At 52.4% G+C, this 21,063-nt stretch carries 21 protein-coding genes; 12 read left to right on the top strand and 9 right to left on the bottom strand.

Annotation, left to right across the window (positions count from 1 at the left end):
- Positions 1–139: 139 nt before the first annotated feature.
- Positions 140–1,801 carry an ATP-binding protein gene (locus tag MIB40_RS19740; RefSeq protein ID WP_249693232.1) on the bottom strand — a complete coding sequence of 554 codons (1,662 nt, stop codon included), beginning with the start codon at positions 1,799–1,801 and terminating at the stop codon, positions 140–142.
- Between the two features lie 118 nt (positions 1,802–1,919).
- Positions 1,920–2,702 (bottom strand): response regulator transcription factor, encoded by a 783-nt coding sequence (locus tag MIB40_RS09060; protein ID WP_249693233.1) that lies wholly within the window; start codon positions 2,700–2,702, stop codon positions 1,920–1,922.
- 147 nt (positions 2,703–2,849) lie between these two features.
- On the opposite strand from MIB40_RS09060, the gene MIB40_RS09065 reads away from it, so the two are divergent.
- From MIB40_RS09065 to MIB40_RS09080, 4 genes are all read left to right on the top strand, one after another.
- Complete coding sequence (locus MIB40_RS09065) at positions 2,850–4,307, top strand: hypothetical protein (RefSeq protein ID WP_249693234.1); 1,458 nt, start codon at positions 2,850–2,852, stop codon at positions 4,305–4,307.
- Positions 4,304–4,957: a vWA domain-containing protein gene (locus MIB40_RS09070; protein ID WP_249693235.1), complete on the top strand. Its 654-nt coding sequence runs from the start codon at positions 4,304–4,306 to the stop codon at positions 4,955–4,957. The genes MIB40_RS09065 and MIB40_RS09070 overlap by 4 nt, the downstream gene beginning before the upstream one ends.
- Before the next feature lie 127 nt (positions 4,958–5,084).
- Entirely contained in the window at positions 5,085–5,417 is a 333-nt protein-coding gene (locus MIB40_RS09075; RefSeq protein WP_249693236.1) for a hypothetical protein, read from the top strand.
- A gap of 121 nt (positions 5,418–5,538) precedes the next feature.
- Positions 5,539–6,453, top strand: a complete 915-nt coding sequence (locus MIB40_RS09080; RefSeq protein WP_249693237.1) for a LysR family transcriptional regulator — start codon at positions 5,539–5,541, stop codon at positions 6,451–6,453.
- Between the two features lie 116 nt (positions 6,454–6,569).
- On the opposite strand, the gene gcvP is transcribed toward MIB40_RS09080, so the two are convergent.
- The 4 genes from gcvP to MIB40_RS09100 all read right to left on the bottom strand — a co-directional run bounded on the left by gcvP (position 6,570) and on the right by MIB40_RS09100 (position 12,849).
- Positions 6,570–9,479: an aminomethyl-transferring glycine dehydrogenase gene (gene gcvP / locus MIB40_RS09085; RefSeq protein ID WP_249693238.1), complete on the bottom strand. Its 2,910-nt coding sequence runs from the start codon at positions 9,477–9,479 to the stop codon at positions 6,570–6,572.
- A gap of 71 nt (positions 9,480–9,550) precedes the next feature.
- On the bottom strand, positions 9,551–9,943 hold the full coding sequence (gene gcvH / locus MIB40_RS09090; protein WP_249693240.1) for a glycine cleavage system protein GcvH: 393 nt from the start codon (positions 9,941–9,943) through the stop codon (positions 9,551–9,553).
- Between the two features lie 111 nt (positions 9,944–10,054).
- Complete coding sequence (gene glyA, locus MIB40_RS09095) at positions 10,055–11,359, bottom strand: serine hydroxymethyltransferase (protein ID WP_249693242.1); 1,305 nt, start codon at positions 11,357–11,359, stop codon at positions 10,055–10,057.
- Positions 11,360–11,469: 110 nt separating this feature from the next.
- On the bottom strand, positions 11,470–12,849 hold the full coding sequence (locus MIB40_RS09100; RefSeq protein WP_249693244.1) for an L-serine ammonia-lyase: 1,380 nt from the start codon (positions 12,847–12,849) through the stop codon (positions 11,470–11,472).
- A 398-nt stretch (positions 12,850–13,247) separates the two neighbouring features.
- Between MIB40_RS09100 and MIB40_RS09105 the strand changes: the two genes are divergently transcribed.
- The 5 genes from MIB40_RS09105 to MIB40_RS09125 all read left to right on the top strand — a co-directional run bounded on the left by MIB40_RS09105 (position 13,248) and on the right by MIB40_RS09125 (position 16,557).
- Positions 13,248–13,904: a helix-turn-helix domain-containing protein gene (locus tag MIB40_RS09105; RefSeq protein WP_406566448.1), complete on the top strand. Its 657-nt coding sequence runs from the start codon at positions 13,248–13,250 to the stop codon at positions 13,902–13,904.
- A gap of 135 nt (positions 13,905–14,039) precedes the next feature.
- Positions 14,040–14,408 carry a group I truncated hemoglobin gene (locus tag MIB40_RS09110; RefSeq protein WP_249693246.1) on the top strand — a complete coding sequence of 123 codons (369 nt, stop codon included), beginning with the start codon at positions 14,040–14,042 and terminating at the stop codon, positions 14,406–14,408.
- Between the two features lie 237 nt (positions 14,409–14,645).
- Entirely contained in the window at positions 14,646–15,101 is a 456-nt protein-coding gene (locus tag MIB40_RS09115) for a hypothetical protein (protein WP_249693248.1), read from the top strand.
- A 121-nt stretch (positions 15,102–15,222) separates the two neighbouring features.
- Positions 15,223–15,777, top strand: coding sequence for a DUF3592 domain-containing protein (locus MIB40_RS09120; protein ID WP_249693249.1), 555 nt, complete (start codon positions 15,223–15,225; stop codon positions 15,775–15,777).
- A gap of 348 nt (positions 15,778–16,125) precedes the next feature.
- Positions 16,126–16,557, top strand: a complete 432-nt coding sequence (locus tag MIB40_RS09125; protein ID WP_264758506.1) for a GFA family protein — start codon at positions 16,126–16,128, stop codon at positions 16,555–16,557.
- A gap of 65 nt (positions 16,558–16,622) precedes the next feature.
- Here MIB40_RS09125 and MIB40_RS19855 read toward each other — a convergent pair whose 3' ends face one another.
- From MIB40_RS19855 to MIB40_RS09135, 3 genes are read right to left on the bottom strand one after another with little or no spacing between them, the layout of a single operon-like run.
- Positions 16,623–17,018: a GtrA family protein gene (locus MIB40_RS19855; RefSeq protein WP_406566449.1), complete on the bottom strand. Its 396-nt coding sequence runs from the start codon at positions 17,016–17,018 to the stop codon at positions 16,623–16,625.
- Positions 17,015–17,953, bottom strand: coding sequence for a glycosyltransferase (locus MIB40_RS09130; RefSeq protein ID WP_249693253.1), 939 nt, complete (start codon positions 17,951–17,953; stop codon positions 17,015–17,017). The genes MIB40_RS19855 and MIB40_RS09130 overlap by 4 nt, the downstream gene beginning before the upstream one ends.
- Positions 17,946–19,286: a glycosyltransferase family 39 protein gene (locus tag MIB40_RS09135; protein ID WP_249693255.1), complete on the bottom strand. Its 1,341-nt coding sequence runs from the start codon at positions 19,284–19,286 to the stop codon at positions 17,946–17,948. The genes MIB40_RS09130 and MIB40_RS09135 overlap by 8 nt, the downstream gene beginning before the upstream one ends.
- Before the next feature lie 83 nt (positions 19,287–19,369).
- On the opposite strand from MIB40_RS09135, the gene MIB40_RS09140 reads away from it, so the two are divergent.
- The 3 genes from MIB40_RS09140 to MIB40_RS09150 are packed head-to-tail and all read left to right on the top strand — an operon-like array spanning position 19,370 to position 21,054.
- Positions 19,370–20,065 (top strand): aspartate/glutamate racemase family protein, encoded by a 696-nt coding sequence (locus MIB40_RS09140; RefSeq protein ID WP_249693257.1) that lies wholly within the window; start codon positions 19,370–19,372, stop codon positions 20,063–20,065.
- Between the two features lie 27 nt (positions 20,066–20,092).
- Positions 20,093–20,422 carry a hypothetical protein gene (locus tag MIB40_RS09145; protein ID WP_249693260.1) on the top strand — a complete coding sequence of 110 codons (330 nt, stop codon included), beginning with the start codon at positions 20,093–20,095 and terminating at the stop codon, positions 20,420–20,422.
- Between the two features lie 32 nt (positions 20,423–20,454).
- Complete coding sequence (locus tag MIB40_RS09150) at positions 20,455–21,054, top strand: class I SAM-dependent methyltransferase (RefSeq protein ID WP_249693262.1); 600 nt, start codon at positions 20,455–20,457, stop codon at positions 21,052–21,054.
- Positions 21,055–21,063 lie beyond the last annotated feature (9 nt).

Genomic DNA, 21,063 nt, shown 5'->3' on the forward strand with positions numbered 1-21,063 from the left:
GTACTGCCAGGTTCTTCTTGGATTGTTGTAGCGTGGCATTGGATACCTCATCTTCAGTTAGATGTTGGTATCCGTTAAAGCGGGGGAGGTTCACAACCCTTATCTTTAGCTTGTTTGGCCAGGTCCATTCTGAATTGCCCTAGCCATCAATCGAGCGGAACTTCTCCTCGATGCCGTTAATATAAGTATCACTCACCTGGACCGCCTCTTCGTCGTACTCAAACTGGGTTTCGGCGAGAGGCAGCGTGACGTTGAATAGCACACCGGTGTTATCCAGCGGAATCAGCGTTAATTTGCTGGAGCGCTTACGCGCCTGAATCTCAATCGCCCAACGGGGAATATGAGGATGATCCGGGTCGAGCACATGGGTGGTTTCATTCACCGGAAAATCCCGATAGGCATGGGTTTGGCCCGATGAGCGAGCGGTAATCTCCACGCTCTTGATGGCGCGGCTGCGTTTCCATTCAACGGTACGCTGCTCGACGTGCTCAGAATCACTGCGTTCTTCATCCTGATGCTCGGATTGCAAATGACAGCACAGACGTTGCTCGTCATCCAGCGCAATGTCGACCATTTCGGTTATCACTTCAGGCCCCGCAAATCCGGAGCCCTCAAACTCGATACGTACGGAGTAACTGTCGGGCTGATTATCAATATTAGAGTGCTCAATGTTGCCTTCGTAACCATTGACGATCTCTTTGACAAAGTAGAGCCCCAAACCACGGCCATGCTGCTCCTTGGCCTTTCGCGTGGTATAGCCCAGCTGATAAATCTGCTCGGCGATCTCCGCAGGAATATGTGGACCCTGATTGTAAATTGCCAGCTTGGCGTGACGCTCGGTAGAGCTGAGGGCGATCGACAAGCTCTGGTATTTCTTTGCTTGCGAACAATCCGACTTGGCCCGAGCACTGTAGAACTGGGCATTCTTAACCAGGTTCTCTACCACCAGCACCAAGTGATTTTCATTGCCGAGCAGTTCGCAGGTTTTGCTCAGGTCGTAATGAAAGGACGTCAGGGGATGACCATGACACCAGCGCTCTTCCTGCTCCTGCATGGCCTGGGTATCGGTTTCGTTCATCAACGGGCGAATGGCCCGCAGAATCGCATTATGGGCACTGAATGTCGGCGTATAGGGCAAAGTCTCGGCCGCCAGGGTATCGGCTTGCAAACGGGGTTTCTCGCGCTGCAACTGGGCCTGATAAAAGTATTCCTCGCATTCGCTCAGTTGATTATTAATATGCAGGGCGATGTTATCGGCGGTGGACAGGTCGAGCAGATCCCACAGGTAATTCAGGCTGGTTAAGGCCTCGGGGTATAGCTCATTGTCGCTGTCGCTGTCCCGGGCAAACTGCAGCGCCGTCAGCAACTTGTCATAGCAGATGATACCGTTATGACGCACTTCGGCAGCAATCCCCTTGAAGTGCATAAACTTTTCATCGTATTCGATGTATTCCAGCAAGCGGTCGCTGATAAAAAATTTGAGTTTATCGGTCTGGCTGGAATAACTGTGCGCCTTGGCCTGCAACTGTTTCTTACTCGCCTTCAGCGCTTTGACCTCTTCGCGCATGTCGCTGACATCATTCAAAAAGCGCTGCTGTCGTCGATAAAAGCGCCGCACATCAATCATCAATACAACCAAGACCACGGCGATCGCTGATATTTGCACGTGCCAGATAAAGAGCAGTTCGGGCAACCGATAAAAGCGTGCCGCATCGGGGTTACCCAGCAAATACAGGTACAGGCACAACCCCAGCAACAACAGGGCGCTGAACCAGGGAAACGGAAAGCGTTGGTTGATCACGGGTTATTCTCCCTCGTTAGCATTCGGTCGCTGTTACTTTGATAATGCATCTCTTTTGCCTTTCTTAACGCTCTGGGTACCAGCATTTCAAACCGCCAGGACTGTCCAGGTTCACCCGTTACTTCACCCAACAATACGCCCCCTGATCCCCAAAGGTGACAATGCCTCGGCCTGATTTACAGTGCTGGATAAAGTGCCCTTCTTTACCTTCCGCCAAATCAAAGGCATGACGCAAGGTTTTTATATGTTGGCGATAGTTGGCGTAGGAGAAGCGCTCCGGGTCGGCGTCCAGGCATTCCGCCATACGGTCGGTGCCCACTGCCCGTGGGGAGGCTTCTACCAGATACCGCAAAATCTTTCGCGGCATGGGAGGCAGGGGGCGTTTGGGGTTGGTCGGGTTCATTAATTTAATCCCGCGCCAGTAGACTTCCCAGGTGATCAGGTCGATGGTCAACTCGCCGCTGGTGATGGTGTCGGCGGTGTGCTGTTCGGTGATCGATTGCTGACGTAGTATCGCCTTGATCCGCCAGCACAGTACCGCCTCGACATTGCGCTGGTGCTTGGCAATAAAATCCTGGGTGTTGGCCAACTCAAAGGCCTCGCCCTCGATGCCCGTACCACTGTGTTCGGACAGATAGATAATGGGCAACTCCGGCCACTTGCGGTGCAGGGCTTTGGAGACGCCGAAGCCCGCCTGGTCGTTGCCCTTCATGCGGGCATCCAATATGGCAATATCGGGCTTTTGCTCCACCCCAAGCTCGGCGATGCGCTGCTTGGCGGCATCGGCAAAGCGGTACACCTGCAGCTGGTTTTCACCACCGTCGAAATCGGTTTGCTCCAGGATTGGACTGAACTTGTCGATCCAGTGGCTTTGGTCCTCGACCCAGAAAATGCTGGCCATTATGTGAACTCGCTCGCGGTTGCCAAGATTATTTTTCCGTTTCTCACCGATTTTTCACCGGTGCCTCGTATACCTGTCATCAGGCGGCTCGCTGTAACCCAAACACCATAACGCGAGCCTGAGCCGTTACTGTTATGGAGAGACACCATGTTAACCAACGCCCTGATGATCTGGCCCGAACAACCCGCGCTGTCGCTGGTTGTCTGGTTGAGCCTGCTAATTCTTGTTATGTACCTGGGACGCCATCAGTCCCATCAACTGCTACGCACCAGTGGTCGCAGCATTCACAGGACCATGCGCCTGTGCGCCCGCTCCCTCAACCTGTGGCAATCGAGCCTGGCCGAACGTAACCGGGCCATACTGCTGGCCGAAGGCGAAGCCCAGAGCCAACGCATCATCGAGCGCGAATTCGTACGCGTTAACGGTATCGTGGCCCGGGACCTGAGCCATTATCCCACTCTGCACCGCCAAATCAGCGATACAGTCAGCAAAATTGAGCAGGATTACAACAGCACCATCGAGGCACCCCCCTCGCCTCCGGCCTGGTTGGAAGTGGTAGAGACCGTCGCGGCGATTCCTCGCAACGGTGATCCGGCGGTGGCCAAAATCCTCGACAAGATCCATGACACCGTCAGCGATGCCCATCGTGAGACCATGGATGCCTACAACAAGAACAGCCAGCAATCTCACAAGACCCTGAGTAAGATGCAGCCCTTGTGGCGTCAGGCGATCAGTGATCTGGACAACGTCAAGCGCAACATCGACGGCCTGGAAGAGCGCGCCGAGGTGATCGACCAGCACATGCAAAACTATGAGCGTATTCGCGCCAAGGATGATGCCACCCTGCAGGGACTGACCACCTCCTCCCTGACCCAGTTCTTTATCTCCGCTCTGGTGTTGTTTATCGCGGTCATGGGCGGCCTGATCAACTTTCAGCTGATTGCCATGCCGATGTCGGAAATGGTTGGCGGTACCAGCTATATCGGCGCCATGAAGACATCCGATATCGCCGCGCTGGTGATCATTATGGTGGAGATCGCGATGGGCTTGTTCCTGCTGGAATCCCTGCGCATCACCCACCTGTTCCCGATCATCGGTTCGCTGGACGATACTCTGCGCCGTCGCATGATAGTGATCACCCTGCTGATCCTGACCATTCTTGCCACCGTCGAAGCCTCACTTGCCTATATGCGTGACCTGCTGGCGCTGGACCGCGAGGCACTCAAGCAGTCCCTGGCCGGCGCCGGCGTGGTAGAAGCCAACTTCCGCTGGATCCCTTCCATCGGCCAGATGGTGATGGGCTTTATTCTGCCCTTCGCGCTGGCGTTCGTGGCCATCCCGCTGGAATCCTTTATTCACTCATTGCGTACTGTGCTGGGCTTGATAGGCCAAGGCGTGCTGCGTGCACTGGCCGTAGTCGCACGCTTGATCGGCAATGCCGTCAATTACTTCTGCAAGGTACTGATACACCTGTACGACCTGATCATTATGGTGCCGCTCAGCATCGAACGCCTGATCGTTCGCCAGCAAGACAAACCCGTACGAGACAGCAAACCCGAACCTCTGGCCCTGACTGCCAGCGATCACCAAGGAGCCGAATCATGAAACGCTATATGATGAGCCTTACTCTTGTTATGTCATTGCTGACCGGTTGCGCCGAAACGCCCCCCGACAGCTACGCCATCTACCTGCTGATGGACACCTCCGGTACCTACACCCAGGAGCTGGAAAAAGCCCAAAGCATCGTCAACTACCTGCTGGGGACATTGGACAGCGGTGACTCCATCGCCGTGGCCCGAATCGACAGCGGCAGCTTCAGCGAAAAAGACATTATCGCCAAGGCCGTACTGGACGAACGCCCCAGCACCGCCAACCAGCAGAAGCGCATGTTCAAACAGCAGCTGGACAGCTATGTGCACGGCGTTACCGGCGGCAGCCGTCATACCGACATCACCGGCGGCCTGATTCAGGCGGCGGAGTTCCTTAACGAAACCGGTGCCGGCGAGCGTTATATCCTGATCTTCTCCGATCTGGAAGAAGACCTGCAAAGCGGTCACGTGCGCGACTTCCCTATCGAGCTGGAAGGGATTCGTGTGGTCGCCCTCAATGTCACCAAGCTGCGCACCGACAATATCGACCCGCGTGATTATCTGAATCGTCTGAAAGACTGGGAAAAGCGCGTGGTCGAAGGCGGTGGTTACTGGCAGGTGATGAACGACCTGGAACGTCTGGATCGATTGATTGCAGAACGCTAATCAATAGCCGACCGGAACAAGGAGCCGCTCAAAAAGGCTCCTTGCGACCTCAGCAGACATTCGTTTCTCAATCGTCTACCATCGGAAGCCCTTTTCCCAAAGACCTTTTTAAATTGGAAACAACGCGATGAGCAACGATAAAATACTGGAGCTTGGCGATCTTGCGGCGCTTGCCCAGGCCAGAATTCAAAAAGAGTTCAGCCAGATCGACCCGGTGATCGGCGTACTGCGCAGTATGCGAGAAGCGGGTTACCCTGCCGATGCGATGACCATCGATTGTTTTAAAACCGGCAAGCGTATTCTGTTGATTTTGCACGACAGCAAACCCAATCAGGTCGATTATCAGTTTTGCTTGCGCGACCAGGACCCGGCCAGTGAATACCAACAGATACCTTTATCGGCCGTCACCGAAGAGCAGTTTTATCAGTGGATCAAACAGTACTTTTCGGACCAGCATTGATCGAACCCATCTGATATTCAGCGGGCAGTTTCGTCAAGACGTACCGACCACGGTAAACAAAGACAACGTAAAAAAAACGGGTTTCACCGTTCGTTAAACTATGGACAGGGAGCATGACTTTATGAATTTACAATCTATAGATTTGAATTTATTGGTTGTGTTCGATGCGATCTACGGCGAAGGCAACATGACTCGCGCCGCCGATAAAGTTGGCATCAGCCAGTCGGCGATGAGCCATGCACTCAAGCGACTGCGCACCTTATTAAACGATGAACTCTTCACTCGTTCAGCCTCAGGCATGAGCCCAACCCTGCATGCCCAGGAGATGGCGCAGGCGGTACATGAGAGCCTGAAAAATATTGCCCAACTGGAGAGTGACCGTAGTGGTTTTGATTATTCCCAAAGCCAGCGCGGCTTCACGATCGTACTGGGCGATTACGGCGAAACCCTGATACTGCCCCTGCTGCTGGATCACCTTCGCACGCGCGCCCCGAATATCAAACTGGAGATCATTCCCGCCTCTCACCAACAGGTGAAGGAGGGGTTATTATCCGGTAGCATCGACATCGCCTTGTGCAACCGGCCCATTGACGCGCCGGGGCTCTCTTCGGTCAACGCTCTGGGGGACAGTTTACGTTGTATTATGGGCCGGTTTGCCGCCCATCCCCAGCCCCCGTTCACCCTGGATAAATACCTCGATTACGATCACATCCAACTGAAGCTGACCCACGAAGATTACCCCCTGATCGATCAGCATCTGAAACAACGCGGTCACCAACGGTCACTGGCCATCACCAGTTACTCGCTACACGCATTGCCCTATGTGCTGCAGTCCTCAACGGCCATTTGCACGGTTCCGGCCCGCCTGGCCCGTTACTATCAACAAAAGTTCGACCTTTACAGCACCGATTCTCCGTTCGATTTTGAAGTACCCTGCTTTGCCGTATGGCGTGATCAACAGACCATGGACCCGGGCCAGACCTGGCTGAAACAAGTGCTGCTCGATTGCTGCCTGTCTCTGGCGCCTGCGCACTAGAGCAACGATTGCTTATCGTCTGTGCAGCAAGCGATAACCTCCACAAAAAAACCAGCAGAGACTGAGCCCTGCTGGCTTAACGATTTCCCTTTTGTCACCAATAACGGCGTTTAGGGTTAATCCCGATAGCTATCAATAGACGGGCAGCCGCAAATAAAGTTGCGGTCGCCGTAGACGTTGTCGATGCGGTTGCTGCTGGGCCAGAATTTCCCTTCGCGCAAACTTTCGACCGGAAACACAGCCTGTTCGCGGGAATAAGCACGATCCCAATCACTGACCAGATCGCCTTGAGTGTGGGGAGCCCGCACCAACGGATTGTCTTCCAGCGTCCAGTGACCACTTTCGACCAGGGCAATCTCTTCGCGAATGGCGATCATGGCGTCGATAAAACGGTCCAGCTCCTGTTTCGATTCCGACTCGGTGGGCTCGATCATCAAGGTGCCCGCCACCGGGAACGACATGGTCGGCGCATGAAATCCGTAGTCCATCAAACGCTTGGCAATATCCTCCTCGCTGATGCCCGAGCTGTCCTTTAGCGGGCGAATATCAATGATGCACTCATGCGCCACCCGCCCATTACGGCCCCGGAACAGAATTGGATAATGGGGCGCTAACCGCTCGGTCAGATAGTTGGCACTCAGAATGGCCAGCTCGGTGGAACGCTTCAAGCCTTCCGCCCCCAGCAGCGCACAATAGGCCCAGGAGATGGCCAGAATCGAAGCGCTACCAAAAGGCGCCGCCGCGATCGCGCCCATGCCGGCGTCAGGACCCTCGATAAGGCTCACAGCATGATTGGGCAAGAAAGGCGCGAGATGACTTTTGACGCCGATCGGCCCCATACCCGGGCCACCACCACCGTGAGGAATGGCAAAGGTTTTGTGCAGGTTCAGATGCGACACGTCGGATCCGATCAGGCCGGGTTTGGACAGACCAACCTGGGCATTCATATTGGCACCATCCATATAGACCTGACCGCCGTTGGCGTGAACGATGTCGCAGATGGCAATGATCTCCTCCTCGAACACACCATGGGTTGAAGGATAGGTCACCATCAAACACGAAAGATCCTCACTATGAGTTTCCGCCTTGGCGCGCAGATCCTCGACATCGACATTGCCCTGCTCATCACATTCCACCAGCACCACCTTCATGGCCGCCATCGCCGCCGAGGCCGGATTGGTGCCATGGGCCGAACTGGGAATGAGGCAAATATTCCGGTGACCCTCGCCAATGCTTTGCTGATAATTACGGATCGCCAACAGCCCGGCGTACTCGCCCTGGGCACCGGAATTGGGCTGCATGGAAACCTTGTCGTAGCCGGTGATCTCCACCAGCATCGCTTCCAGCTCGTCGATCATCTGCAGGTAGCCGGTCACCTGGTCTCGCGGCGCGAAGGGATGAATATTGGCCATCTCGGGCCAGCTCAGGGGAATCATCTGCGCGCTGGCGTTCAGCTTCATGGTGCAGGAACCCAGCGGAATCATGCCATGGGCCAGGCTGAAATCCTTGTTTTCCAGGCGCTTCAGGTAACGCAGCATTTCGGTTTCGGAATGATAACGGTTGAACACCGGGTGGCTAAGAATGGCATCGGTGCGCCTTATGCTGGCGGGAATACCGTCTGGCTGACCGGCGGTGATGGCTGCATCGATCGCATCCAGCTCAAGGCCGTGATCCGGACCTAACAACAGCGCCCATAGCTGTTCAACATCATCCGTGGTGGTGGTTTCGTCCAGGCTGATACCGACCCGCGTGTCGTCGATTATCCGCAGGTTAATGCCTTGCAGATAACCTCGCTCGGCCAGTGCCTGAGCATCACTCACCTGCAAGCTCAGGGTGTCAAACCAGCTCTGGTTGAGCACCTGCAACTGACCACTGGTGTCGCCCATCGAGCGAATGCCGACGGCCAGAATACTGCTCAGGCGTAACACGCGCTCGGCGATTCGTTTGAGTCCTTCGGGTCCGTGATATACCGCATAAGAAGAGGCCATATTGGCCAGCAGCGCTTGTGCGGTACAGATATTGGAGGTCGCCTTCTCACGCCGAATATGTTGCTCACGGGTTTGCATCGCCATGCGCAACGCGGGCTTGCCATTGGCGTCGATCGACTGGCCGATAATGCGTCCCGGCGTCGAGCGCTTGTAACTGTCGCGGGTGGCAAAGAAAGCTGCATGGGGGCCGCCGAAGCCCATGGGTACGCCGAAGCGCTGGGCCGAACCAAACACCACATCGGCGCCCATTTCTCCGGGTGATTTTAACAACACCAGACTGAGCAGATCGGCCGCTACCGCCACCAGAGTCTTGCTGGCATGAGCTGATTCGATCACCGGCTCGATGTTTGAAAGCTCACCACCGGTGGCCGGGTACTGCAACAACACACCGAAGGCATCCTGCTCGGCCAGCAACTGATCCACCTTGCCGACCATGATCTCGTAACCAAAAAACTCGGCCCGGGTCGTTACCACATCGATAGTTTGCGGATGCACATCATCGGCGATCAAAAACAGGTTGCTCTTCTTGCGATTCGCTCGCTTGCACAGCGTCATCGCCTCGGCGGCCGCCGTCGCTTCATCCAGCAAGGAGGCATTGGCCAGATCCATACCCGTCAGATCCATGGTCATCTGCTGAAAATTCAGCAGGGTTTCCAATCGACCCTGGGCAATCTCCGGTTGATACGGCGTGTAAGCGGTATACCAACCCGGATTTTCCAGCATATTACGCAGGATTACGTTGGGCACCAGGGTATTGTAATAACCCATACCTATGTAGGATTTATGCACCCGGTTCTGCGCCGCCAAGCCTTTCAGGTAGGCCAGCACATCCGATTCGCTTCGCCCCTCGGCCAGCGCCAGGGGCCCGGGCAAACGGATCGATTCGGGCACGGTATCATCGATCAGCGCATCGACCGACTCCAGCTGCAAGCTCTCCAGCATCTGCTGAATCTGTGACCCATCGGGTCCGAGGTGACGCTCGCTAAACGCCTGCGAGTGAATAAGCGCAGCAAGACGGGGAAGTGTGGGGGCGTTCATAGGTAATCCTGTTAACGAGGCAATCGATGGCCTTTTACAAATGAGGTTTAATCGTTTTTGTCATTTCAAGCTTATTCACTTTCAGCGACGATAGCCGCGTAGGCGGTGGCGTCGAGCAAATCGTTCAGTTCGCTCGCATCGGCCAGCTTGATTTTGGCAATCCAGCCGTCACCGTAGGGATCTTCATTGACCGTTTCGGGGGCATCGTCCAGGGCATCATTAACCGCGATCACTTCGCCGGCAACCGGGCTGTAGATATCGGACGCCGCCTTCACCGATTCCACCAGGGAAAACTCTTCACCGACTTCCAGCACCCGTTCCAGTTCGGGCAACTCAACAAATACCACATCGCCCAACAGCTCCTGGGCGTGGTCGGAAACGCCGAGGGTAACCGTACCATCGCCGTTATCCAACACCCATTCGTGGCTCTTCGCAAAACGTAAATTCTCGGGAATAGTACTCATCAATCCGTTCCTGACTTGGGTTAAAGGTTTGAATAAAAAGTGTGTAAATGGTTGCGCCGCTGCCCCGATCTCTGCTGCGAACAACGGCGACCTTATCGAATAGGCCAATGACTAACGATACAGCGGAAAACGGCCACAGAGCGCTTCCACTTTTTGCAGGACCTGCTGCTCTACGGCGCTGTTGTCATCGGGGTTGGCGGCCAGACCGTCGAGCACATCGCTGATCAGATGGCCGATCTGGCGAAACTCTTCGACACCAAAACCGCGACTGGTACCAGCGGGGCTACCCAGACGAATGCCCGAGGTCACCATCGGTTTTTCCGGGTCGAAGGGAATGCCGTTCTTGTTGCAGGTGATGCCGGCGCGTTCCAGGCTTTCCTCAACGGTATTGCCTTTCAAGCCTTTGGGGCGCAAATCCACCAGCATCAAATGGGTGTCGGTGCCGCCGGTGACAATGTCGCAACCGCGCTCGACCATCACCGCCGCCAGCGCCTGGGCGTTATCGATCACCCGCTGGATGTAATCGGAAAATTCCGGCTGCAGGGCTTCACCAAACGCCACGGCCTTACCAGCAATCACGTGCATCAACGGGCCACCCTGCAAACCGGGGAACACCGCCGAGTTAATTTTCTTGCCCAACTCCAGATTGTTGGACAGGATCATACCGCCCCGGGGACCACGCAGGGTTTTGTGGGTGGTGGTCGTCACCACATCGGCGTGGGGTAATGGGCTCGGATGTTTGCCGGCGGCAATCAGGCCGGCGATGTGCGCCATATCCACCATTAAATAGGCACCGACCTTATCGGCAATGTTGCGAAAGCGGGCGAAGTCCAGCTGGCGCGGAATCGCCGAACCACCGGCAATAATCATCTTGGGTTTGTGCTCCACCGCCAGGGCCTCGACGGCGTCGTAATCGATCAGGCAATCGCTCTCGCGCACGCCGTATTGCACGGCATTAAACCACTTGCCGGATAGCGCCGGACGCGCGCCATGGGTCAGGTGACCACCGGCATCCAGCGACATACCCAGAATGGTATCTCCGGGCTGTAACAGCGCCAGCATCACCGCACCGTTGGCTTGCGCACCGGAATGAGGCTGCACGTTGACGAACTCGCAATCAAAAATCTTTTTGGCCCGCTCAATCGCCAGGGACTCCACCTCATCGACGTATTCGCAGCCACCGTAGTAGCGACGGCCGGAATAACCTTCGGCGTATTTATTGGTCAATACCGTACCCTGGGCTTCCATCACCGCCTTGGAGGTGATGTTCTCGGAGGCGATCAGTTCGATCTGGCGCTCCTGACGGTCAAATTCGCGAGTCACCGAGGCCTGGATATCCCCATCCACCTCAGACAGGGATGCTGAAAAGAAACGTTCGCGATGGGAATCGTTTTGGTAAAGGTTACTGTTGCTCATCTTTTTCCCTCTCTGTTCGGGGTATTTTGTTGCTGTGGACTGCGTTGCTTTTTCACTGAGACGCCATCTAATCGTTCACATTCGTACGAGCAGGCATCAATTATCCGGGACTAGCAGGCGACGACGTTAACCGCCAGCCCTGCCTCGGAAGTTTCCTTGTATTTGGCTTGCATATCGGCGCCGGTCTGGCGCATGGTTTCGATCACGCTATCGAGGGGCACCTGGTGAGAACCGTCACCTCGAAGGGCGAGCCGGGCGGCATTAATTGCTTTCACCGCACCCATGGTATTGCGCTCGATACAGGGCACCTGTACCAGGCCGCCGATCGGATCGCAGGTGAGCCCCAGGTTGTGCTCCATGCCAATCTCAGCGGCGTTTTCGATCTGCTCGTTGCTGCCCCCCATCACCGCCGCCAAGCCAGCGGCCGCCATGGAACAGGCTACCCCGACTTCACCCTGGCAACCGACTTCGGCGGCCGAGATAGAGGCGTTCTTTTTGTACAGCATGCCGATCGCCGCGGAAGCCGCCAGGAAGGTAAATATCCCCTGCTCGTTGGCCCCGGGGACAAAGCGATTGTAGTAGGACAGTACGGCCGGAATCACGCCCGCGGCGCCATTGGTCGGCGCTGTCACCACACGGCCGCCGGCAGCGTTCTCTTCGTTAACCGCCATCGCATAGAGATTGATCCAATCCATCACATTGAGTGGATCGCACATAGTGGCTTCGGGTTTATCGGTCAGCTCCTTACGCAGCAGATAGGCTCGACGTTGCAAACCCAGGCCACCGGGCAGCTCACCCTGCTCGCGGCAACCGCGCTCGATGCTGGCTTCCATCACTTGCCAGATCTGACGCAGATTATTCTCTACTTCGTCGTTCGTACGCATGGCGCGCTCATTGGCCAGCACCACCTCGGCAATACTCAGGCCACTCTCGTTGCAGCGATCAAGCAGCTCCAGTCCGGTTTCAAAAGGGTAGGGAATCGGCTGACTATCGGCTTTGGATGACGCTTCGGAAATCTGGTCTTCACAGAGCACGAAGCCCCCACCGACGGAGAAATACTGGCGAGAAAAGAGTCGTATGCCTGCTGTATCGAACAGCTCAAACAGCATGCCATTGGGATGTTGGGGCAGGCTTTCGCCAAACAAAAAACAGAGGTCGCTGGTTTCATCGAAAGGGATCTTCCGTTTACCGGCCAGTAACAGGGTTTTCTGCTGGCGAATACCGGTCAACAGTGGCGCAACATCATCGGGATCAATCCGGTCTGGACGCTCACCGCTGAGACCCAGCAGTATCGCCGTATCCGTGGCGTGCCCTTTACCGGTCATCGCCAGCGAGCCGTAAAGGGAGACCCGCACCCGGCCGACACGCTCGAACAGCCCTTTCGATACCACCAAGGCAAGAAAACGCTGAGCCGCCCACATAGGCCCTACGGTATGGGAGCTGGAGGGGCCGATGCCCACCTTGAAGAGATCGAAAATGCTGAGCGACATGGGGATGCTCCGGATACGTTGCCTGGCCAGGCTGCCTGAAAACGAAATTCAACCGCCTGCTTGCGCCCTGCCACGGGGGTGACGGCTCTTTATGGTTATTGTCGTTGCGCGCCCTGCACTAACGCCTGTCGCGCTGCGATCCGTTCTATCGACGGTCACTGCATGCAGGGCCGCCACTATCAATAGAGGCGAGAGTAACCCCACAAGGAAACATGGTCAACTTTTATTTCGTATAGGAAACTTATCCATTAATAGTAGATATATCACCTAAAAGTACCCACAAATTGGTTGCTCTGTGGGATTGGTGTATTATTTTCCACCATATCAGGGCACCAAAGAACGCTGACAAGAGCGTTTCGTTAACCCCGTTCACTTTAGGAAACACCCGGGAGTCAGACATGTCGGACCAGGAAAACCCAGCCTCCATGCTGGACAGGGAACGTGAAATTCAACGGGAGAACGCCCTTGAGTCCAAGCAAAGCGACAGCGAATCCCAGGTTACCGACCTACAGCTGGGCAAACGGGTGCGGGAGATTCGGCTGAGTCATAACCTGACCCTGGAAGAGGCCAGCCAACGTACCGGACTGGCCCGCTCGACCTTGTCCAAGATCGAGAACGAGCAACTGTCCCCTACTTTTCAAGCGGTGCAAAAACTGGCCAAAGGCCTGAATATCGACATTCCCCAGCTGTTTGCCTCGGCCAAGGAATCCCGCAGCGCCGGTCGACGGGACATCACCCGCAGCGGCGAAGGTCGATTGCATCCCACCCCCACCTACGAGCACCAGATGCTGGCCAGCCAGCTCAGCAACAAACGCATGCTGCCCTACAAATCAATCGTGCGCTCGCGCTCTTTCGACGACTACCCCAACTGGGTTCGTCACGAAGGTGAGGAATTTTTACTTATTCTTAGTGGTCGGGTTCGCTTCTACAGCGAATTCTACGAACCCGTCGACCTCGAAACCGGCGATAGCAGCTACTACGACGGCAGCATGGGCCACGCCCTGATCTCGATCAGCGAAGAAGATGCCGAGGTACTTTGGGTGACATCGAGTTGAGGGCATCAACCAGACTTCCCCTGCTCCGAAACGCGCCGCCAAACCACCAGATTTCTGATTTTCCACAGCCCCATTTCAGATAAGCCCCATAGGCTATACTCCTTTACTCTCCCCCCGTAGATAAAGGAAAGCACCATGAGCCAAGCAACCCTGTACCAGCGCCTCGGCGGTTATGATGGAATCAATGCCTTTGTCAACAATCTGTTACCCCGCCTTCAGGGCGATGATTTACTGGGCCGGTTTTGGCAGAACCGGGGCACCGACGGCATAGAGCGGGAGAAACAGCTGCTGATCGATTATCTCTGCGCCAATGCCGGCGGCCCGTTACTCTACACCGGACGCGATATGGTCCTGACCCACAAAGGCATGGGCGTGAGCGAAGCCGATTGGCAGGCGTTTTTCAAACACGCCGGCGACACCATGACCGAGCTGGGCGTTCCCGAGCAGGAATGCAAGGATGTGGTCGATTTTGTCAGCAGCTTGAAAGCCGAGATTGTGGAGTAACCACAAGGCCGGCCACCAGAGCATCCATCCGAGTTACAAAACCGGCGGTGAATGCATTCGTCTCTTTTTCGCCGCCCTCCTTACCAATCCCTTACACTCCCCTGACGCCCCTTATTATCGATTGCTGTCAGTATCACAACCTGATTGCGTTGACGACGCAACAACACTGAACTTGAGGGGCTAATCCAAAATAATACGGCCACTCTGTACAGAATACTTCAGCAATGGATTTCAGACATGCCGTACTACAAGATCGTTCCGCTTGTGCTAATCGCTCTCACACTAACCGCCTGTTCCGGCCGAGGGCATAACCCTCCACCTTTAGAAGCTGCCGCCTTAAAGACCGATATCAAGGACAATGGCCTCAAGCTGTTTGTCTACGAGACCTTACCCGTCAAGCATTCCGTTGCCGAGCAACCAACACAAAAGTCCCGCACAAATCGGCCACCCGGTGGCGGGCATAGCCAGAAACGCCAGGTTCAATCAAATACCAATCCGTTACTGGAAGCCCTGACCGATAGCATCGATAACGCCCTTGAGGACACCGGGTACTGTCGAGAAGGTTATATCGAACTCGATCACTTCAGCCGACGCGGACTTGCTCGCATTCGAGGCGAGTGTAAAGAGGGTGCAACCGAATTAGACCGGCGGCTGTTTCCCAATCAGAGGGATGCCATTATATATCGCATCTGATCGATTATTTCCGCGGGTAAGCTGCACCCGACAGCGGTTTACCCAAATTCACACTTGCTCAAATCCGTGACCCTGATGGTATTCTATAGCGATTCAAGCCCCGAGTAAGAGCCCTACAGCAATGCCCAATGGACTGATGAGTATCGCTACTGGAAGAAGCATCTATTCGACCTATTTCCTGATTGTATTTATGATTGTCGCGCCGGCCGCAGTCTTCACCCCTTATCAGTGGCTGGATGCAATTGCCTGGTTTTTGTTGATCGTTTTGGGGGTATTTATTTTGATAACCGGCCTGATCACCTGGCAGGATGCGGCCCGAAGTGTTCGTTGGCCAAAAATTGAAGCCAAGCTACTAGGTTGCTCGCTAGAATGGCGCACATCCAAAGGATCGAAACGCTATACTCCGAATATTCGCTGCCAATTTACGATCAACGGAAAAACCTATAGCGGGACCGAATATGACTTCAGTGCAAGCGCTACCGATAAGAAAAAATCACAAGCCATAATCGATAACATCCAGTCGTCCACGTCGGTCGCCATCTACTATAAACCCTCCGATCCGTCAGTGAATGTAATTCATCCCGGAACGCATCTTGTGCATTATCTACGAATCATTATCGGCTCAGGGGCCGTCATTGTAGCGGCCTTAAGTTGGGCGGGAATTATTAGCTATTAACAGATTTTCCACGATCAATTTCGGAGTAGACAATACTAGGGCACCTCTGATTAATTCGGATAGATCTCTGCGGATCCTAAAAATGGTTTTTATCAAGGCGAAGCTCGCCGTTCATGTCAAGACCTGGACAAGGGCTTCAACACCGAGAAAAACCATTTTTAGGGCCGCCCTACGGGGCTTTCAGGCGAACCCAAACTCTTTGTTACGCCTTTTTGAAAGGTCTGGACCTTACTGCAAAGACGTGCCGCGATTCTGGATTCGCCTGAAAGCCAGAGTTCATCTGAATCAATCAAAGGTGCCCTAAGACACCTCTCATCAATCGCCGATGACAAGGAGGTATTTATAGCTATGGAAGATCAAACAAAAATCACAACAGGCGGTTGCCTGTGTGGCGCCGTGCGTTATGAGGTGAGGGGCCCCTTACGCGATGTTGTTAATTGCCATTGCAGCATGTGCCAACGTTTGCACGGCAACTTTGGCCCTCACACGAAAGCGCCAAAGGCAAACATCCGCCTTACAGAAGATAAAGGGCTTGCCTGGTACAAAACCTCCGATGTAGCAAGGCGTGGTTTTTGCCGCGAGTGCGGATCGAGCCTGTTCTGGGAGCCCTTCGATCTGGATGCCACAGGGATTATTGCCGGCTCTCTCGACACCCCAGACAAGCTTAAAACCATGGGGCATATCTTCGTTGGCGAAAAAGCCGGTTTTTATGAGATCACCGATAACTTGCCCCAATTCTCAGGCTCTTCAAACGGGGCTTTTAAAAATGATTATAAATAGGCCACATTCTCTGAAGCATTCAAAAACCATGCATATCAATAAGTCGACGACTGGAAGCCACCAACCTACGATGCTCGAAATACTATTTTTTTGACACCAAAATAGTTTACAAATGCAGCGACTATAGAGCTTGGTACCAATGCTAGAAGTGGGTATTCAGACATAGTACTAAACAGAATCACTAACAAGGCGTAAAATGAGAAATTTACTGTAAAACCAACAACACTGGCGACAGCGTATAAAAAAAGCTCATGCTTACGGCTAAATCGTCCTGCGCTCTCAAAGGTGAAGGTTCGGTTAAAAAACCAGGTTACCAATAGCGCGATTGAAAAACTGGCAATTCTTGATCCTATTGGACCAAAACCTACAACGTGAACACAAACATATAAAATCGCTGCATCAACAAAAAACCCAACTCCTCCTACGACCGTAAACTTTAACCAGCGTGGAATTTCGTTCAGAGCTTCCCCCTAACACTGCTTAAACTATTGTAAAACAAGCGTTTTAACTCTCTATGCTTTCTGCTAACTGTATCCAATGTAATACCTGCAATAATAAAAATAAGAGACATCACACCAACTCCAGAAGCCAGAACCGCCGTCGGGATCCGAGGAACAAGCCCCGTCTCAATATATTCGACAATAATAGGCAATCCTAAAGCGAATGAAAGAGAAGCACTCATAACAGCCATCAAACCAAAAAACAAAAAAGGCCGCGTCTCTTTAAACAGAACTCCTATAGTGAACAAAATTCTAAATCCATCCCTATAGGTATTTAACTTACTTTCACTGCCTTCTACTCGTGACACATATGGGGTTGGATATTCTTCACAGGGCAAAGTCAATTCTAAAGCATGAATTGTTAACTGTGTTTCTATCTCAAACCCTCTGGTGTTTGAGGGGAAAGATTTGACGAAACGTCTCGACATGATTCGGTATCCTGACAAGATGTCCGTAAACTCATTACCAAATATGAATCCCACGATTTTCGTAAACAATCGATTACCAAAATGGTGCCCCATCCTGTAAGTATCATCCTGCGGTTTACTTTTCCTTACTCCGACAACCATATCGAGGTTGTCGGATAAAAGCTTTTCAACCATAAGCTTACTAGCTGGAGCAAAGTAGGTGCCATCCCCGTCAGCCAATACATAAACATCTGCATCAACATCTGAAAACATTCGACGCACCACATAGCCTTTACCTTGGTGCTTTTCGAGAAAAACGGTAGCCCCTGCATTTCGAGCCAACTCTACGGTTCTATCAGTAGAGTTATTATCAAATACAAATATTTCGGCATCAGGAAGAGATTCACGAAAGTCCCTAACAACCGACTCAATTGCCGCCTCTTCATTAAAGCAAGGAAGTAATACTGCAACTCGAATGTTGTTATGCATTATTCAACTCCGACCTTTTAAATACAGAAATTTTAGAAAAGGCTTTATACAAAACGTATGAAGACAACAAATAGATAATCGGAAGTATAGGAATGCAATAACGCGCTAAAGGAAAAGTAACCATATGAATAGCTAGAAAATAGACAACCGTTACTGATGAAATGGATAACAAGGAATTTTCATCTGACTTACTGCCTTTTGAAAAAAATTTATAACAACAGAACACTACAGCCAATAAGGCAAGTATAATCCATACAGGATGGGTTTTTTCTAGAAAGGCTTTCGTCCAAACAAACGGTGGATTATTAAAGTATGGCGTATAAACAACTGGGTATGTATAGATATCACCGGTACTGGCTGCATCGTTCCAACTAAAAAAGGATTGAGGTTTACCCAAAATATACCATTCCAAATATTCTTTAGGTGAAGATAGTGCTCGATTATAAATACCGGATAGGGACGCAGAAATACTCGTGCTCAGTTCATGAACTTCAGGATCATATCTATAAGGGTAGCCGTAACTCTCCGGGATGTCGTTATACATCATATTAGGATAATGCCCATGAACCAGACCATTGATTGCCAGCGTAGAATCACTCATCTCACCCAGTGATGTGACATTACGAATAAGCCAGGGGGACATCACTAACGAAAACCCCACCACCAGCAACAAAGAGCTTTTCAGCCGTACCGCTTTTGGCATATACATGAATATCAAGGGGAAAATAGCTAGAACATAATATTGCAGGGTAGGCCTGGTAAGCGCAGCTAAACCAATCAAGACACCACTTACGACTGGTAACCATAATCTCAAAGGGAACTTAAACTGCTTTTGCAAGCAATAAATACAAGCAATCAGGAAAAATGAAAAGAGTGTTTCTGTGATAAAATACGTACTTGAAACAATATGCTGTGGAGATATTGCTGTCATCACGGCCGCCAAAACAGCCCAAGGTAAAGGCATTAATTGACGAGCAATTATGAGCACCAAGAGTACAGTAATGACTCCAACCAAAGCTTGTGCCAATGTGATATTCAGAAATTGCTTTTTTGTCGGATACTGATCAACAAACAAGGATAAGAATAGGCCATACCCCGGGGTTCTTGCAGCATCGGGTGAGGGTATAGAGTCTTTCCCCATTAGCGCCCCTGGATTCTTTGAATATATCCCAAATTTGTTCATATTTAATGCATAACTGTAATAGTCTCTTGCATCCCCTCTTATGGGGTGATCAACCACTGTATGCGTTATGGCGGTTAAACGAAAATAGGCTGCGATAGCAAGCAGCATGAAAAATACTATTAGAAACATACGGTTTGATGGCGATGCCATGCTTTACCCTTAACCTATTAAGAAAATATTTGTAGCCATTTTACAGACCAAAAATATAATCACCACCACAGAGTACTCATTCTATGTCACTTCACATTGGCATCGTAGGCTGCTCCGCCGAAGGCGCCGCACTCTGCTATAAGACCATCTGCACTGAGGCACCCAAACTCATGGGGCCTCACGAGCACCCGGAGATCACCCTGCATACGCCCTCGTTAGCTCGCTATGTCGATTGTCTCAATACCGGCGATATAGAAGGCGTGGGTTCGTTGATGCTGGAGTCCGCTCATATTCTGGCTAACGCCGGTGCCGACTTTCTGATCTGTCCCGACAACACCATCCATCAAGCCTTCGACTGGGTAGCCGAACGCAGCCCTCTGCCCTGGATTCATATTGCCAATGTGGTCGCCCGCGAAGCTGTCTTTCGAGGCTATAAAAAGGTCGGGATCACGGGCACCAGCTGGCTGGTGCGAAGCTCGGTATACCCCGATGCGCTTGCACGACAAGGATTAGATTTTGCGCGCCCTAATCAACAGCAGATTGAGCAGATCGGCAACATTATTATGTCCCAACTGGTGTACAGCGATTTTCGCCCGGAAAGTGTCCGTTACTTTCAATCGGTTATCGATGATTTAAAACAGCAAGCGTGCGATGCCGTGGTTCTGGGCTGCACCGAAATCCCATTGATCATTAATGATACCAACGCGTCTTTGCCCACTCTGGACTCGACCCGATTATTGGCTCGCGCCGCTCTAGACAAAGCCATTGGCAAGCAATAGAGACGGCAGATTAAGGTACCAAAAACAATGAAAACCATTATCTGTACAGAATGTCAGCAAGCGATCGACAATAGGGATCAATTGGCTGTTGCCGGCAAGCTGCTACAACCCTACCACGCCGATTGCCTGGAACATCCTGGTTCCAGTTTGGGTAAGCTCAATCGATTTACCGGCCGTTTCCCAACCGGTTTGGCCTTCTGGACGTTGATGATTTTATGCAATCTTGCTTTGCTGCTGCTTCTGCAAAACCAGACCGAACACAACCCGGCGATTATTTTCTTTGCGGGTGTGTTCAATTTTATTTTTATATCCGCCCGTATTGGTATTTATTTCAGCTATGAAAAATATTTGAAATAATTACTGCATAATACTTAATCTGGTAGCACCCAATGAATCCCGAAGATATTGGCAAGGCTTACGATACCATTACTCAGTTGTGGCAAAGCGATGATTTCAATCGACAAAACGGAATCGAGCAACATCGGCGAGCAATCGCCTTCACCGACGCCAGGGGAAACGCACTGGATGTCGGCTGCGGTTGCAACGGTCGTATTATTGATTTATTGCTGGAATATGGCTTTGACCCGGAAGGCATCGATGTTTCAGCGCAGATGATTGCTTTGGCACAGCAAAGGCATCCCGCTCTCAGGTTCTATCACAACGATATTTGCGAATGGGTGGCTCCACGAAAATACGACCTGATCACCGCCTGGGATAGCATCTGGCATGTTCCGCTTAAACAACAAGCCCGGTTATTGTCGACTCTGGCCTCTTGCCTTAATAGCAAAGGTATCTTGATTTTTTCCGCAGGCGCCGTCGATCAGGCCGGAGAACATACCGATGATTATATGGGGCCCGAAGTCTATTATGCCTCCCTGGGTGTGGCAGGTTTTATCAAGGTTATTACAGATAGCGGTTGTCAGCTCAAGCATTTTGAATACGATCAGTACCCGGAGCTTCATAGTTACTTTATTGCACAGAAACCCTGAGTTGTTAGG

Source organism: Aestuariirhabdus haliotis, assembly GCF_023509475.1.
GTDB lineage: Bacteria > Pseudomonadota > Gammaproteobacteria > Pseudomonadales > Aestuariirhabdaceae > Aestuariirhabdus > Aestuariirhabdus haliotis.

Coding starts and splice junctions, on each gene's coding strand:
- MIB40_RS09060 (WP_249693233.1), bottom strand. CDS start 2,702: ATGGCCAGCATTTTCTGGGTCGAGGACCAAAGCCACTGGATCGACAAG.
- MIB40_RS09065 (WP_249693234.1), top strand. CDS start 2,850: ATGTTAACCAACGCCCTGATGATCTGGCCCGAACAACCCGCGCTGTCG.
- MIB40_RS09070 (WP_249693235.1), top strand. CDS start 4,304: ATGAAACGCTATATGATGAGCCTTACTCTTGTTATGTCATTGCTGACC.
- MIB40_RS09075 (WP_249693236.1), top strand. CDS start 5,085: ATGAGCAACGATAAAATACTGGAGCTTGGCGATCTTGCGGCGCTTGCC.
- MIB40_RS09080 (WP_249693237.1), top strand. CDS start 5,539: ATGAATTTACAATCTATAGATTTGAATTTATTGGTTGTGTTCGATGCG.
- gcvP (WP_249693238.1), bottom strand. CDS start 9,479: ATGAACGCCCCCACACTTCCCCGTCTTGCTGCGCTTATTCACTCGCAG.
- gcvH (WP_249693240.1), bottom strand. CDS start 9,943: ATGAGTACTATTCCCGAGAATTTACGTTTTGCGAAGAGCCACGAATGG.
- glyA (WP_249693242.1), bottom strand. CDS start 11,359: ATGAGCAACAGTAACCTTTACCAAAACGATTCCCATCGCGAACGTTTC.
- MIB40_RS09100 (WP_249693244.1), bottom strand. CDS start 12,849: ATGTCGCTCAGCATTTTCGATCTCTTCAAGGTGGGCATCGGCCCCTCC.
- MIB40_RS09105 (WP_406566448.1), top strand. CDS start 13,248: ATGTCGGACCAGGAAAACCCAGCCTCCATGCTGGACAGGGAACGTGAA.
- MIB40_RS09110 (WP_249693246.1), top strand. CDS start 14,040: ATGAGCCAAGCAACCCTGTACCAGCGCCTCGGCGGTTATGATGGAATC.
- MIB40_RS09115 (WP_249693248.1), top strand. CDS start 14,646: ATGCCGTACTACAAGATCGTTCCGCTTGTGCTAATCGCTCTCACACTA.
- MIB40_RS09120 (WP_249693249.1), top strand. CDS start 15,223: ATGCCCAATGGACTGATGAGTATCGCTACTGGAAGAAGCATCTATTCG.
- MIB40_RS09125 (WP_264758506.1), top strand. CDS start 16,126: ATGGAAGATCAAACAAAAATCACAACAGGCGGTTGCCTGTGTGGCGCC.
- MIB40_RS09130 (WP_249693253.1), bottom strand. CDS start 17,953: ATGCATAACAACATTCGAGTTGCAGTATTACTTCCTTGCTTTAATGAA.
- MIB40_RS09135 (WP_249693255.1), bottom strand. CDS start 19,286: ATGGCATCGCCATCAAACCGTATGTTTCTAATAGTATTTTTCATGCTG.
- MIB40_RS09140 (WP_249693257.1), top strand. CDS start 19,370: ATGTCACTTCACATTGGCATCGTAGGCTGCTCCGCCGAAGGCGCCGCA.
- MIB40_RS09145 (WP_249693260.1), top strand. CDS start 20,093: ATGAAAACCATTATCTGTACAGAATGTCAGCAAGCGATCGACAATAGG.
- MIB40_RS09150 (WP_249693262.1), top strand. CDS start 20,455: ATGAATCCCGAAGATATTGGCAAGGCTTACGATACCATTACTCAGTTG.